Annotated in this window: 13 protein-coding genes; 6 read left to right on the forward strand and 7 right to left on the reverse strand. The window is 65.9% G+C overall.

The features are described from left to right. Window positions 1–26: 26 nt before the first annotated feature. Window positions 27–458 (reverse strand): DUF1841 family protein, encoded by a 432-nt coding sequence (locus MMB74_RS17485; RefSeq protein ID WP_277429917.1) that lies wholly within the window; start codon window positions 456–458, stop codon window positions 27–29. A 242-nt stretch (window positions 459–700) separates the two neighbouring features. Here MMB74_RS17485 and MMB74_RS17490 point away from each other — a divergent pair, with 242 nt between their 5' ends. Beyond that, the gene (locus MMB74_RS17490; RefSeq protein ID WP_277429918.1) at window positions 701–1633 is read left to right on the forward strand and encodes a DMT family transporter; all 933 of its coding nucleotides are present in this window, start codon (window positions 701–703) and stop codon (window positions 1631–1633) included. Window positions 1634–1641: 8 nt separating this feature from the next. Here MMB74_RS17490 and nth read toward each other — a convergent pair whose 3' ends face one another. Together nth and rsxB are read right to left on the reverse strand one after the other, a co-directional pair. Next, window positions 1642–2286 (reverse strand): endonuclease III, encoded by a 645-nt coding sequence (gene nth, locus MMB74_RS17495; protein ID WP_277429919.1) that lies wholly within the window; start codon window positions 2284–2286, stop codon window positions 1642–1644. A 24-nt stretch (window positions 2287–2310) separates the two neighbouring features. Next, window positions 2311–3216 carry an electron transport complex subunit RsxB gene (rsxB, locus tag MMB74_RS17500; RefSeq protein WP_277429920.1) on the reverse strand — a complete coding sequence of 302 codons (906 nt, stop codon included), beginning with the start codon at window positions 3214–3216 and terminating at the stop codon, window positions 2311–2313. A gap of 271 nt (window positions 3217–3487) precedes the next feature. On the opposite strand from rsxB, the gene MMB74_RS17505 reads away from it, so the two are divergent. Then, the gene (locus tag MMB74_RS17505) at window positions 3488–4120 is read left to right on the forward strand and encodes a TetR/AcrR family transcriptional regulator (protein WP_277429921.1); all 633 of its coding nucleotides are present in this window, start codon (window positions 3488–3490) and stop codon (window positions 4118–4120) included. 29 nt (window positions 4121–4149) lie between these two features. Here the strand turns inward: MMB74_RS17505 and phaZ are convergent, their stop codons facing one another. Continuing rightward, a complete protein-coding gene (gene phaZ / locus MMB74_RS17510; protein WP_277429922.1) occupies window positions 4150–5427 on the reverse strand; it encodes a polyhydroxyalkanoate depolymerase in 1278 nt (425 codons plus the stop codon). Window positions 5428–5808: 381 nt separating this feature from the next. After that, entirely contained in the window at window positions 5809–7659 is a 1851-nt protein-coding gene (locus tag MMB74_RS17515; protein WP_277429923.1) for a glycoside hydrolase family 15 protein, read from the reverse strand. Window positions 7660–7946: 287 nt separating this feature from the next. On the opposite strand from MMB74_RS17515, the gene MMB74_RS17520 reads away from it, so the two are divergent. Further along, window positions 7947–8192: a hypothetical protein gene (locus MMB74_RS17520; RefSeq protein ID WP_277429924.1), complete on the forward strand. Its 246-nt coding sequence runs from the start codon at window positions 7947–7949 to the stop codon at window positions 8190–8192. A 20-nt stretch (window positions 8193–8212) separates the two neighbouring features. On the opposite strand, the gene MMB74_RS17525 is transcribed toward MMB74_RS17520, so the two are convergent. Next, complete coding sequence (locus tag MMB74_RS17525) at window positions 8213–8371, reverse strand: DUF3096 domain-containing protein (RefSeq protein ID WP_277429925.1); 159 nt, start codon at window positions 8369–8371, stop codon at window positions 8213–8215. Between MMB74_RS17525 and MMB74_RS17530 the strand changes: the two genes are divergently transcribed. Next, window positions 8370–9611, forward strand: coding sequence for a lactonase family protein (locus tag MMB74_RS17530; protein ID WP_277429926.1), 1242 nt, complete (start codon window positions 8370–8372; stop codon window positions 9609–9611). The two genes, MMB74_RS17525 and MMB74_RS17530, sit on opposite strands and share 2 nt — an antisense overlap. Before the next feature lie 379 nt (window positions 9612–9990). Here the strand turns inward: MMB74_RS17530 and MMB74_RS27430 are convergent, their stop codons facing one another. Further along, on the reverse strand, window positions 9991–11523 hold the full coding sequence (locus tag MMB74_RS27430) for a DNA translocase FtsK (RefSeq protein WP_346780687.1): 1533 nt from the start codon (window positions 11521–11523) through the stop codon (window positions 9991–9993). On the opposite strand from MMB74_RS27430, the gene MMB74_RS27435 reads away from it, so the two are divergent. Further along, window positions 11495–12142 (forward strand): hypothetical protein, encoded by a 648-nt coding sequence (locus MMB74_RS27435; RefSeq protein WP_346780688.1) that lies wholly within the window; start codon window positions 11495–11497, stop codon window positions 12140–12142. The genes MMB74_RS27430 and MMB74_RS27435 overlap by 29 nt on opposite strands. Window positions 12143–12466: 324 nt before the next feature. Beyond that, a complete protein-coding gene (locus tag MMB74_RS27440) occupies window positions 12467–13351 on the forward strand; it encodes a hypothetical protein (RefSeq protein ID WP_346780689.1) in 885 nt (294 codons plus the stop codon). The last annotated feature ends 200 nt before the right edge of the window (window positions 13352–13551 follow it).

Consider the following 13551-nt stretch of genomic DNA (forward strand, 5'->3'; position numbering starts at 1 on the left):
ATGTGCGACAACGTGTCGCAGCCGGGTCAATCCTTCGATGCGCGCCGTTCGATGCGGGCGAGATAGGCCTCGGTATCGGGCGGCATGTTGCTGCGCTGCGCTTCCCAGATCGTTTCCCCGAGACACTCCATGATCGCGTGCTGCGCCTCATGCGTGGAACCGAGCCGCGCCGCGAGCCGCTCATGCGCGGCCCGGATGCCGGGCGGTTGATCGATCGAGAGTTGCTCGCTGATGGCCAAATGCATCGAGAGATGCAGGAACGGGTTGGTGCGGCCGGCTTCAGGCGAATAATCGACGGTAGCCGTGGCGTCGTCGGCTAGGTCCGCGTGGTATTCGGGATGCTCGACGATCCAATCGGCCGCGATCGCTTCTAGCGGCGTCAGGATCTCGCCCGCGCGCTGCTTGCGCCAGGTATCGATGAAAAAGCGTCGGACTTCGTCGCGGCTCGGATTGAACATCGTGGGATGGACCTTGAAGTGGCGCCGCCCGGCCGCGCGCTCACAGGGGGGCAATGCGCGCGGGCCGAGCGGCCAATCGGTTATTTTACGCTGCCCCGCTCGCGCGGTTCGGCGCCCCCGTACGATGGCGCCGGTTAGAATCGACGCGCGTCCGCACGAAGGACGCAGCCCCGCTGCGCAGGCCGAAACGCGCGCCGGGCCGATACGGCCCGCAACGATAACGAGCACGACGTTCTTTTACGATGCCAGGTTCATCTCCCTCCACGCGCGCCGATACGCTGCGCGGCGCTTTGCTCGTGGCGCTCTCCGCCGCCTCCTTCGGCGCCATGGCGATCTTCGGCCGCTATGCCTATGCGGGCGGCGCCGACGTCCTTGGTCTGCTGACGCTTCGATTCCTCATCGGCGGGACGGTGCTCGCCGCCGTCGCGCGCCGCCGCAACGTCGTTTGGCCTCGCGGGCGCACGCTTTGGGGGATCGTCGCGATGGGCGCGCTCGGGTACGTGGGGCAGTCGATTTGCTATTTCGTCGCGCTCCAGCATGCGCAGGCCAGCCTCGTCGCATTGCTGCTCTATCTCTACCCGGCGTTCGTGACGCTGCTCGCGGCGCTGTGGCTCGGCGAGCGGTTGACGTGGGTGAAGGGCGCGGCGCTCGTGCTTTGCTTGGCGGGCTCGGCCGTGATGGTCGGGGGCGGACGCGGCGAGCCTTTGGGCATCGGACTCGCGCTGACGGCGGCCATCGTCTACTCGCTTTACATCGTCGCCGGAGCGCGCGTGACGCGCGAGGTCGATCCGCTCGCGACCACGTCGGTCGTCTGTTTATCCGCGGCTGCGGTTTTCTGCACGGCTTCTGTCGTGCGAACCGTGGCAGGGGCGCCGCCGCATTTTCCCTCGACCTCGCTCGGCTGGGCCGCGCTTGCCGCCATCGCGCTGATATCGACCGTCACGGCGATGCTCGCGTTTTTCGCAGGGCTCGCGCGCCTGGGCGCTGCGCGTACGTCGATGCTTTCCACGCTCGAGCCGGTCGTCACCGTGCTGCTTGCAGCGGTTTTGTTGGGCGAGCACTTGACGCCGCTGCAATGGGCAGGCGGTGCCGCGGTGCTCGGCGCCGTGCTCTGGCTCGTACGTGCCGGAGGCGGACCGCACGACGAAGCGGTATCGCTCGAAGCGAATCTATAGCGGCGAGCTCAAAGCTCGGGCGGCGGCGTTTTCGGCTTGAATTCGCATAGCGGCTCGATCGCGCAATGCCAGCACTCGGGCCGGCGCGCTTTGCAGACATAGCGGCCATGCAAGATCAGCCAATGGTGCGCGTCATGAAGGAACTCGGGGGGCGTGAACTTTTCGAGGGCTGCTTCCACGGCGCGCACATCTTTGCCCGGCGCCAACCCCGTGCGGTTCGCGACGCGAAAGATGTGCGTGTCGACCGCGATCGTCGGTTGCCCGAAGGCCGTATTGAGCACCACGTTCGCCGTCTTGCGGCCGACGCCGGGCAGCGCTTCGAGGGCGGTACGCTCGGCCGGCACTTGCGATCCGTGCTGTTCGAGCAAAATCCGGCTCGTGGCGATGACATTCTTGGCTTTGGTGCGATATAGCCCGATCGTCTTGATGTAGTCGGCAACGCCCGCCTCGCCCAGTGCGAGCATCGCTTGGGGCGTGTTCGCCACGGGAAACAACTTGCGCGTGGCCTTGTTGACCGACACGTCGGTCGCCTGCGCCGACAGCATCACGGCGATCAGCAATTCGAACGGGTTCGAGTATTCGAGTTCGGTCGTCGGATGCGGGTTGAGGCTTTGCAGCGTCTCGTAGATGGCGCGTCGTTTTTGTGCGTTCATGCGGCGGTCGTCGTCGAAGCGGGCTCAGTGATCGTCGGGCGTAGGGCGGGCGCCGCGGGGAGCGTCGTTCGTTCGCCGCTCCCCCGCTTCGTCCGTCGGCGCGCCGGCGGCGTTCGATCGCTCGGACGGCGCTTCGGCGCCGGATGCGGCCCCGCTTGCCCGCGTTGCCGGGCCATGCGCTGGCGCGCCACCGGCGTGGGCTTGCTCGTCGGCACTCGCCGGTGGCACATTCTTCGGGCCGAGGCCTTGGGCCGCCAGCGCTTCTTTCTTTTGACGGGCGCGTTCGAGCGCGGCTTGGATGATGGCGCGTTTTTTCGCGGCTTCGTCGTCCGCCGCCGGGTTCGCGGGTGCGGCGGCCGCGGCGTCGGCGCTTGCAGCCGCCTCCGCACGCCGGGCGGCGGCGCGCGCCTGCGCCGCTTGGCGCTCGCGTTCGAGCCGCGCGGCGCGCAACCGATGGCGCTCTCGGGCGGCGTCCGCCTGCCCTTGGCTCCAGGCGTCCCAACCCGTGCGATCGCCCGTCACGGGCAGCATCGCAATGCAATCGACGGGACACGGCGCCACGCATAGATCGCAGCCTGTGCAGCGCTCGGCAAGGACCGTATGCATCAGCTTGGGCGCGCCGACGATGGCATCGACCGGGCAGGCCTGCATGCAGAGCGTGCAGCCGATGCAGAGCGATTCGTCGATGACGGCGAGCGAGCGCGGGCGTTCCTCGCCGTTCTCGGGATTGAGCGCGATGACGGGCTTGCCCAGCAAGGCGGCCAGGCGTGCAATGCCTTGCGCGCCACCAGGCGGGCATTGATTGTAGTTGGCTTCACCTTGCGCGATGGCTTCGGCGTAAGGCCGGCAGCCGGCATAGCCGCACTTGGTGCATTGCGTTTGGGGCAGCAGATCCTCGATGCGGTCTGCGAGCGTTGCGCGATCGGTCACATTCGGTACGTCTAGGGCACGCGAGAGCGGCGACGAAAGCGGGCGTCGAGCGGCGCGGCGGGCGGTGCGCTTCGCGTGCGTGAAAAGAGCGCATTATCGCCGATTTCCCGGATTGCGATTGGTCGGCCGTGTGCCATAATCGAAGCGCTTTTTCGCACGAGGCGCAGGGTGTTTCGACAATAACGGCGCGCTCGTCCGCATTGCCGGCGAAGGACCGAGGAGGGCTGGCAAGGCGGCGGGGCAACGCGGCTCACGAAGCAAAAAGGCCACCATGAATCAATTGAAAATCAAAAGAGACCCCGAAGGAACCCGGCGCCGTATTTTGCTCGCCGCTGCCGAAGAGTTCGCAAATGGTGGTTTGTTCGGCGCGCGCGTCGATCAGATTGCCCGGCGCGCGGAGACGAACGAGCGCATGCTCTATTACTATTTCGGTAGCAAAGAGCAGCTTTTCACGGCGGTACTCGAGCACGCTTTCAGCGCATTGACCGAGGCGGAAAAGACGCTCGATCTAAACGGCATCGCGCCGATCGAAGCCATTACGCGGCTCGCCCATTTCGTCTGGGACTACTACCGCGATCATCCGGATTTGCTGCGTCTCATCAACAACGAGAATTTGCACGAGGCCCGGTATCTTCAGAAGTCGACGCGCATTCGCGAAATGATTTCGCCCATGGTGGCCACGCTCTCGTCGATTCTCGACCGGGGCCAACGCGCGGGGCTTTTTCGCGCCAACGTGGATCCGGTGCGGTTTTACGTTGCGCTGTCAGGGCTCGGCTACTACAGCGTATCGAATCGATTCACGCTCGAAGCCACGCTGGGCCGCGATTTCAGCGCACCGGCCGAGCGCAGCGAGGTAGTGAGGATGAATACCGAACTGCTGCTCGCGTATCTGATGCGCAAATAGCGGGCGCCGCCACGTGGCGGCGCCTGCGATCAGGCTTCGACGGGCTCGCGCGTGCGCTTCGTTTCCCGATTGTGTTCGAGGATGAAATCGCGCAATTGCGGGTAGATGATCGTGCGCCAGCGTCGGCCCGAGAAAATGCCGTAATGGCCGCACTTTTCCGCGGTGAAATGATGTTTGTGCTTCTCCGGGATGCCGCTGCACAGATCGTGCGCGGCGCGCGTTTGGCCGCAGCCCGAGATGTCGTCGAGCTCGCCTTCGATCGTGAACAGCGCCGTCTTCTTGATGTCCTGCGGCCGCACGGCTTCGCCGTCGATCTCCCACGTGCCTTCGGCCAGCCGAAACTCTTGGAACACGATGCGGATGGTATCGAGGTAATATTCCGCGGCCATATCGAGCACGGCGTTGTATTCGTCGTAGAAGCGGCGGTGCGCTTCGGCGTCGTCTTCATCGCCGCGCAGCAGGCTCTGATAGAAATCCCAATGCGATGCCGCGTGCCGTTCGGGGTTCATGGCGACGAAGCCCGAATGCTGCAGGAAGCCCGGATACACATGACGGCCGACGCCCGGATAGTTCGAGGGCACCGTATGGATCACGTTGTTCTCGAACCACGAATACGAGCGCTGCATCGCGAGCGAGTTGACCGACGTGGGGCTGCGCCGCGCATCGATTGGGCCGCCCATCATCGTCATCGTGCGGGGCGTGTCCTCGCCGCGGCTGGCCATCAACGAAATGGCGGCAAGCACCGGCACCGTCGGCTGGCAGACCGACAGCACATGCAGATTCTTGGCGCCGATGTGGCGAATGAATTCCTGGATGTAGGCGACGTAGTCGTCGAGATGGAACGGGCCATTCTCGAGCGGGACCATGCGCGCGTCCATCCAATCGGTGATGTAGACCTTGTGATCCTGCAACAGCGTGCGCACGGTGTCGCGCAGCAGCGTGGAATGGTGACCTGATAGCGGGGCGCAGACGAGCACGACCGGCTCATCCTTCAATTGCGCCACCGCCTCGCTGTCGTCGGCGAAACGCTTGAAGCGCAGCAGGCGGCAAAACGGCTTTTCGATGATCGTTTGTTCGATGATCGGAATGTTATGGCCGTCTTTGACGATTTGATGAATATTGAATTCAGGCTTTTCGTAATCTTTGCCGAGGCGGTAAAGCAGTTCATAGCCGGCCGAAAGGCGCGTCGCCCCGGGCACATAGGCAAAGGGACTCGCGGGATTGGCGAACGATTTCGAAGCGGCCTGTGCCCAGGCTGTCAACGGATTCAAGAGCGCGCGCTGAAACTCGTAAAACTGGTAAAGCATGGTGTGGGGCTCCCGTGGGGTAGGAACGGGGCAAAAAAATATGCGGCGCTTTGCGTCGCGGCTGGACCTTGAACGGATGCTCGTGGCGGCGTTACTTCTTTGATGATAAAGGAGAAACGACCTTAGGTGCAATGCAGCAATCGGCTCGCCCGGCGGGTGTTTTCCCCGATACGCCACGGCCGCTCTCGTGCCGAGATAGGGACGTTCGCCCAAGGTTTCGCGGCACGCACGCCAGGCAAGCGTCGGAGCCCCGCCGCCCCAAGTTGGGGCATGAAAGGCGGCTGCTCGGGTCCCCGTCGAAAACACGTGTTTGCGGTTGTTTTCTTGCACTTCGTTCCAGCAAGACGTCTTCGCATGGCGCAATCAGCGTAAATCCTTCCTCTACAGCGCCCCGTCTCCGAAGGCCGCATTCGCGTTGTCCGCGGAGCGCGGCGGGTGACCAGTCGCATGCGCCATCGATTCCTCGTGCCGCATGAGGTTCAAGCCGGTATGGACGAGTGCCACATGCGAGAACGCTTGCGGAAAATTACCGGTGAAGCGCTTCGTCTGCGGGTCGAATTCTTCGGAAAGCAGTCCGACGTCGTTGACGAGCCCCACCAGGCGCTCGTACATCGCATGGGCTTCGTCCATGCGCCCTTGCAGTGCGAGATTGTCGACGAGCCAGAAGCTGCAGGCGAGGAAGGTGCCCTCGCCCGGAGGCAATCCGTCGTCCACCTTGTGGGTGTGATAACGGCGCACGAAGCCCTCGAACATCAAGTCTTGTTCGATCGCGGCCGTCGTCGCGGCAATGCGCGGATCGGTCGGCGGCAAGAAGCCGAGCAACGGCATCAAGAGCAAGCTCGCATCGAGCGCATCGCCGCCGTAGACCTGAGTGAACGTGCGGCGCTGCGCGTTCCAGCCTTTCTCGCAGACATCGGCGTGAATCCGCTCGCGCAACGCGCGCCATTGCGCGACCGGTCCGTGCAGCTTGAATTTCTCGGCGGAACGGATGGCGCGATCGAACGCGACCCATGCCATGACCTTCGAGAACGTGAACTGCCTCGGGCCGCTGCGCACTTCCCACAGCCCTTCGTCGGGTTCGGCCCAGACCGTCGCCAAGTGCTCGAGCATGACGCATTGAAGCGACCAGGCGGCCTCGTCGGCATGCAGCCCGCCCACACGCGCCAGATGCAGCGCGTTCATCACTTCGCCGTAGACGTCGAGTTGAAGCTGACCTACTGCCTTGTTGCCGATGCGCACCGGGCGAGCGCCTTCGTAGCCCGGCAGCCACGGCAGTTCCAATTCGGGCACGCGCCGCTCGCCTGCCACGCCGTAGAGGATTTGCGCCTGCGCGGGCGAGCCGGCAAGCGCGCGCTCGAGCCAGATTCGCCAGGCACGGGCTTCGTCGTAGAAACCGCAGCGCATGAGGGCGAGCAGCGTGATCGTCGCGTCGCGCAGCCAGCAGAAGCGGTAGTCCCAATTGCGCGAGCCGCCCAACCGCTCCGGCAGGGACGTGGTGGGCGCGGCCACGATCCCGCCGGTCGGTTCGTAAGCGAGCGCCTTGAGCGTGATCAGCGAACGCCGGATCGGCTCCGCATAGCGCCCCGTGACACGGCATTGGGCGATCCATTCCCGCCAATGCCGCTCGGTATGTTCCAGCGCTGCGAATGGGTCTTTTGCGGCGGGTGCGCGTTCGTGGGACGCCGAGTAGGCCAACACGAACGGAATGCGTTCGCCCTCGGAAACGGTGAATTCGGCCACCGTGTGCATGTTCTCGCCGCGTATTTGAACCGGCGTGCGTAGCGCCACCGTGTCGGGACCCACCACGGCTTTGATGCCGTGGCCGTGGGAGAGCCGCGTGACCCACGGCACCGATAGGCCGTAGTCGAAACGCAGCGTCAGCTTCATGGACATCGGCACCGTGCCGCGCTTGCCCTCGACGATGCGCACGAGCTGCGAGCCGCCGTTGCCCGGTGGCATGAAGTCGATCACGGTGACCGCGCCCTCAGCGGTTTCGTGATCGGTTTCGAGGATGAGCGTGCCGTCGCGATAGCGGCGCGTGCGGGTGACGGGGCCGTCGACCGCGGGCGCTAGCCGCCACGAGCCGTGCTCGTCGGACCCGAGCAGGGCGGCAAAACAGGCGCTCGAGTCGAATCGCGGCCAACAGAGCCAGTCGACCGATCCTTCATGCGAGATGAGTGCGGCCGTTTTGCCGTCGCCGACGAGTGCGTAGTCTTCGATATGGGCGGGCATAGTGGTGGAATTTCTCCTGCTGTTTCGCAACGACGCCGAGACGAATGCGGTACGCAATGCCGGTGAGGCGATGCGTTAGCGTGTGAGACGCAGCAAAGGTTACGCCTTGCCGTTCGCGCTCGCACTGGAAACGGTTTTGGCGTTGCCAGGGCGCAAATTCGCTGGCTACAATCTGGCTTCGGGGATTCCGGCCGCGCGCGTCCAATACAACAATCCTTGCACCTAGTGTGCCGCGCACTCGGCCATCATCGCGCCTGTCATCCAACACTCGAATGAGAACTGACGCCATGTTGAATCCGTCGAAGCTCGACTGCATCACGATTCTTTCCGCCGCCCGCGAGGTCGGCGAAGACGCCTTGCTGCACCTCGATCCGCACACGCTCGGTCTCACGCGCAACGGCATGGAAACGGCCGCCGCGTTTCTGATCGAGCGCGCCTGCTTCAAGCGGCACCACGATGGCAACGGCCAATACGCGGTGGGCGGCTTGTCGCTGCAAGGCAAGCTGCGGCTCGATCAACTCGCGAACGGTTGAGCGCGCGCGGGCAGGCAAGTTCACAGATGCAGCGAGTGAGCGCCCGGCCCGAATAGCCCCAGTAGCCCGATGATGATGAGGTAGAGCGCGACGATGTAATTGAGCAGTCGTGGCGCGACCAGAATCAGAATGCCGGCGATCAGCGCGGCGAGCGGTCCCAAGCTGACGGAAATACTCATGGTGGCTCCTTTCTCGTTTGGCGTTTTCGATGCGACGCCACGGCGCGCATCTTCGTTGAGTCCGTCCGGCGGGCTCAAAGCTCTCGTGCTTGCGCTCGTTTTGGGCGCGACGCCCGCGTTTGCGCAAACCGGCGCTGCCGGATCCAGCTACGACCTGCTCGTCGGCACCTATACGACGGGCGGCAAGAGCGAGGGCATCTACGTCTACCGCTTCGATTCGGCTTCGGGGCAGGCAACGCCCGTGTCGTCGGTGAAGACGGTCAATCCATCGTACCTCATCGTCGCCCGAGACAACCGGCATGTCTACGCTGTCAACGAATTGCCGGGCGACAACGGCCCCGCGTCCCAGCGAGGCGGCATCAGCGCGTTTGCGTTCGATCCGAAGGCCGGTGCACTGACGTTCCTCGATCGGGTCTCCTCGGAAGGCAACGATCCGTGCTACCTGAGCTTCTCGCCCGATGGCCGCTATGTGCTGGCGGCAAACTATTCGGTTGCGGCCGATCCCGGAGGCAGCTTTGCCGTCTTCCCGCTACAGGAGGACGGCCGCGTGGGCGCCGCGGCGCTCGTCGTCCATCACGAAGGGGCCGGCCCAGTGCGTGGCCGGCAGGACAATGCGCACGTTCATTCGACGGTGTTTTCGCCCGACGGCCGGTATCTCTTCGCGCAAGATCTCGGCGACGACAAGCTCTACGAGTACCGCTATACGAACGACCACAGCCGAGGGTTGCTCAGTCCGACGCCGGAAGGGTATGTGCAAATGCCTTCCGGATCGGGCCCGCGGCACCTCGTATTCGCGGCGAACGGGCACTACGGTTATTTGACGAGCGAACTGGCCGGCACCGTCACGGCGCTGCAATACCAGGACGGGAAGTTGACGCCGATACAGACGCTCGAACTCACCGCGCCGGGTTTCAAAGGCAAGATCGGCGCGGGTGCGATCCATTTGTCGCCCGACGGCAAATTTCTCTATGCGACGAACCGCGGGGACGCCAACGAGATCGTGATCTTTTCGGTCGATGCCGGCAACGGGCGGCTCGCGCTCGTCGGCAGGCAGTCCACGCTCGGCCGCACGCCGCGCGAGTTCGCGATCGATCCGACGGGCCGCTGGCTCATCGTCGGCAATCAAGACAGCGATAGCGCCTACGTATTCCGGCGCGATCCCGATACGGGGCTGCTCGTGCATCCGACGCGCCTCGACATCGGCTCGCCGGTCGATTTCAAATTCACGCCCTTGTCTTGATCTTGACGGCGGTTGCGCGCCGCGCGCTCGCGGCCGTCTCCTGAAACAAAGAGAGCCTGCGCGTCAGAGCAAGCACGCAGGCTCGAGGCTACCGCCCCACGGGGGGCGAGGCGGCAGGGATGACAGCCACGCGTGCGATCGGACATCGCACCGGGCGCACGGTGTACCAAGGCTGCTGCAACGAGCGTGCCGGCGGCTGCCAGCCGCGCCCGTTTTCCTGGCCGATGCTTATGCTGCGCGCCGTTTCGCCTACCGGAGGGCCGTGCCTCTCGTTTCTTGCGCACAAAAGCCGGCCGGTCTGCCAGCCGGTTAATTCTTGCAACCGTCGCGCAGCTTTTACGCGCGGTGCTTGGCTTCGCACCGTCGTCGGACCTGCCCGTCACGGTTCCGCGCTTGGCGGCGCGAGCACTTCGCGGCTGCCGTTGATGCCCATCGCCGAAACGAGCCCCGCGGCTTCCATTTGCTCGACCAGGCGCGCCGCGCGGTTGTAGCCGATCCGCAGTTGCCGCTGCACGGCGGAGATCGATGCGCGGCGCGTGCGCACGACGAAGGCAACGGCTTCGTCGTAGAGCGGATCGGCTTCGGCATCCGGCGCATCGCCGAACAGGTCTTGCGGGGCGCCATCGGTCGCGGGGCCATCGAGAATGCCTTCCTCGTACTCGGGCTCGCCGAACTGCTTCAAGTGTTCGACGACGCGATGCACTTCCTCGTCCGCCACGAACGCGCCATGCACACGCTGCGGATACCCGGTGCCGGGCGGCAGGAACAACATGTCGCCTTGGCCCAGCAGCGATTCGGCGCCCATCTGGTCGAGAATCGTGCGCGAATCGATCTTCGACGAAACCTGGAACGCTACGCGGGTCGGAATGTTCGCTTTGATGAGCCCCGTGATGACGTCGACCGACGGCCGCTGCGTCGCGAGGATTAAATGGATGCCGGCCGCGCGCGCTTTTTGTGCGAGCCTTGCGATGAGCTCCTCGATCTTCTTGCCCGCCACCATCATGAGATCGGCCAACTCGTCGATCACGACGACGATCATCGGCAGCGGCGAGAGCGGTTCGGGCGCTTCGGGCGTCAACGAAAACGGGTTGCCGATCTTCTTGCCCGCGGCTTGCGCGTCGCGCAGCTTTTGATTGAAACCTGCGAGGTTGCGCACGCCGACCGCCGACATGAGCCGATAACGCTTTTCCATTTCGCCCACGCACCAGTTCAGCGCATTGGCGGCGAGCTTCATGTCCGTGACGACGGGCGCGAGCAGATGCGGGATGCCCTCGTAGACCGACAGCTCGAGCATCTTCGGGTCGATCATGATGAGCCGCACTTCCTCGGGCGTCGCCTTGTACAACAGCGAGACGATCATCGCGTTGATTGCGACGGACTTGCCCGAACCGGTCGTGCCCGCCACCAGCATGTGCGGCGCTTTCGCGAGGTCGGTCACGATCGGGTTGCCGGTGATGTCCTTGCCCATCGCGAGCGTGAGCTTGGAGGCCGAGCCCCGATAGGACGGGGCGTCGAGGATTTCCGACAGGCTGATCGTTTGCCGCTTGGCGTTGGGCAGTTCCAAGCCCATGCAGGTTTTGCCGGGAATCGTCTCGACCACGCGGATCGAAGTCAGGCCAAGCCCGCGCGACAAGTCTTTCATCAAGCCGACGATCTGGCTGCCGCGCACACCGAGCGCGGGCTCGATTTCGAAGCGCGTAATGACGGGACCCGCCGATGCGCCCACGACCGCCACCGGCACTTTGAATTCCTGCAAGCGCTGCTCGATGAGCTGCCCGGTTTGCGCAAGGCGCTCGGCCGGGATCTCTTCGGCCTCGGTCGAGGCCGGATCGAGCAGGTCGAGCGTCGGTAGTTCGACGGAGGACGCCGCCGGGGCGTGGAACGTGAACTCCGGGCCGGTGTGGCCGCGCAACGGTGGGCGCGGGGCGGGTTCCGGGGCAGGGGGAGCAAGCGTCGCCGGCGTCGAAGGCGGGGACATCGGGGCCGGGGAGGGCGCAGCCGAGGGTGTCGGAGCCGAGGAGGTCGGAGCCGAGGAGGTCGGAGCCGAGGAGGTCGGAGCCGAGGAGGTCGGAGCCGAAGCGGTCGGAGCCGAGGAGGTCGGAGCCGAAGCGGTCGGAGCCGGCGGCGTCGGAACGGCGGGAAGCAGAGGCTCGTCGTCGGCGTTCGAGCGCTCCCCGGGCGTAGGCTGCGCGCTCACGCGATTTCCCGAGGTTGCGGCCCAGGGCGGCGCAGCGCCGGCCGGTGGCGTCGGTTCGATCGCGAGGGTCGGCGCGGGCGCAACGAAAGGCGCCGACGCAGATGCAACTGCAGGTGCGTCGGCCTTTGGCGACGAAGCGAGTTCGATCAGCACCGGCGCAGGCGGCGCTGACTCCACGCCGCCCGCCGGCTCGGGCGGCGCGAACGAGGGCGACGAGGTCGACGTGCTTATCGGCGTGTTCGTCGGCGTGTTCGTCGCCGCAGGGGCGGGCGAAACCGTGGGCGCGGGCGCACTCGGCGCGTCGTTCGCAACCGGCGCGGGCGTGGGCGAGTAAGGGGCCGCCGCGCCCGACGGGAAGGCCAAAGCGGTGGCGCCATCCCTTGGATCGGCGATAGCCGCGTCGTCCTGGACGATCGGCTCCGATGAGGCGTGAGCGGCCGGCTGACCCACCGTCTCGTTCGACGCCGCGGGGCTAGGCGGCACGGGCGGCAAGTCGGGATGGTCCGAGGGCGATGCGCTCGCCGCCGGTGTCGCGCCGCCCGTTGCGTCAGGCGACGTCCCCGTCCCTGCGTCTGCCGCGGGCGATCGCGCGGCGGCGGCAGGCGCGGCGCCACGGCGCGCAAGGCTCGAACTCGCAAGCGCCGTCCACTGGGCAGCATTGGCTTCGATTGCGCGCAGCGTCTCCAGTACGCCGGGCGAAGGCGCGCTTGCGGAGGATTCGGGGACGCCTGCCGCAGGCGCCGCACGCGGGGCCTGCACGATTTGGGGTCTTGCCGTGGGCCGAGCCGGTTCGGCAGGAGCGGGCGAGGCAGGCTGGCCGCCTGGCCGGGTCGACGTCGCGGGCGCGGCCGATGAGGCCGACGCGATCGACGATGCGGGGGGCGGGCGCCGGCTTGCGTCTGAAGCCACCCCGGCGGTGCCCGTGGGACGCTGTTGCGCTTGCGCGATACGGGTCCTAGCGGCGTCTGCCGAAGCGTCGTACGTGTGCGGCCGCACGATGGGCGAACTTGCTCCGCGCGATGCGCTCGATGTGCTCGATACGGTCGATGCTGGCCGCCTCTGGCGCGCTCCGTGGACGGAATCGTCCGCGGGGAACCCTTTGCCTGTCTGGGCGCTCCGGCTCGGCGTCACCGGCTCGAACCGGTTGGCGCTCGCGGCGCGCGCCGCATGCTGGCCGGTACTTGCCGCCTGCCCGGCGCGCGCCGTCGCGGGCGGCTGCCAGACTGTCGGCCGGGCATATCGGCCAGTCGATTTGGGCGCCATGACGTTGGTCGTGCTCATGCGCACGGCCGTGTTCGCGCCGCGCGTCGCGCGCGGCTCCTCTTCGCGCACACTGGCCGCGGCGCGCGATGCTGGGCCGGCGCGCAGGTTCAATCCCAAGCCGAAGGCCCGATCGGCCCAGCGCAGCGCATCGCGCCAACGGAAACCGATTAGCCAAGGCAGCGACGCGAACAGCAACGCAGGCGGCGCGAAGAAGGCGCCGCGCCCGAGCGCACGGGTGGCGGCGGCGAGCAACGCGTGTCCCAGTGCGTTGCCGGTATGAGGCGCAAGCATGGCTTCCAGCGTCCCGCTGCCGGCCAGCACCCCGGCAAAGCCGAGCCAAAGCCGGATCTTGCCCCGCCCGCGGGCATCGGCGTCGCGTGCGAAGGCCGCCATTGCTAGACGCAAGGCGAGAGGGACGAACCAAATGGCCGAGACGCCGAACCAGCCGAAAACTACCGTATGCATACTCAAGGGTGAAAC

The organism is Trinickia sp. Y13 (genome assembly GCF_029522115.1).
GTDB lineage: Bacteria > Pseudomonadota > Gammaproteobacteria > Burkholderiales > Burkholderiaceae > Trinickia.

What these genes read in the sequence shown, in the direction of transcription:
- MMB74_RS17525 (WP_277429925.1), bottom strand. Translation starts at nt 8,371, where the DNA reads ATGAGTATTTCCGTCAGCTTGGGACCGCTCGCCGCGCTGATCGCCGGC.
- MMB74_RS17485 (WP_277429917.1), bottom strand. Translation starts at nt 458, where the DNA reads ATGTTCAATCCGAGCCGCGACGAAGTCCGACGCTTTTTCATCGATACC.
- phaZ (WP_277429922.1), bottom strand. Translation starts at nt 5,427, where the DNA reads ATGCTTTACCAGTTTTACGAGTTTCAGCGCGCGCTCTTGAATCCGTTG.
- MMB74_RS17490 (WP_277429918.1), top strand. Translation starts at nt 701, where the DNA reads ATGCCAGGTTCATCTCCCTCCACGCGCGCCGATACGCTGCGCGGCGCT.
- MMB74_RS17515 (WP_277429923.1), bottom strand. Translation starts at nt 7,659, where the DNA reads ATGCCCGCCCATATCGAAGACTACGCACTCGTCGGCGACGGCAAAACG.
- MMB74_RS17520 (WP_277429924.1), top strand. Translation starts at nt 7,947, where the DNA reads ATGTTGAATCCGTCGAAGCTCGACTGCATCACGATTCTTTCCGCCGCC.
- MMB74_RS17530 (WP_277429926.1), top strand. Translation starts at nt 8,370, where the DNA reads ATGGTGGCTCCTTTCTCGTTTGGCGTTTTCGATGCGACGCCACGGCGC.
- nth (WP_277429919.1), bottom strand. Translation starts at nt 2,286, where the DNA reads ATGAACGCACAAAAACGACGCGCCATCTACGAGACGCTGCAAAGCCTC.
- MMB74_RS17505 (WP_277429921.1), top strand. Translation starts at nt 3,488, where the DNA reads ATGAATCAATTGAAAATCAAAAGAGACCCCGAAGGAACCCGGCGCCGT.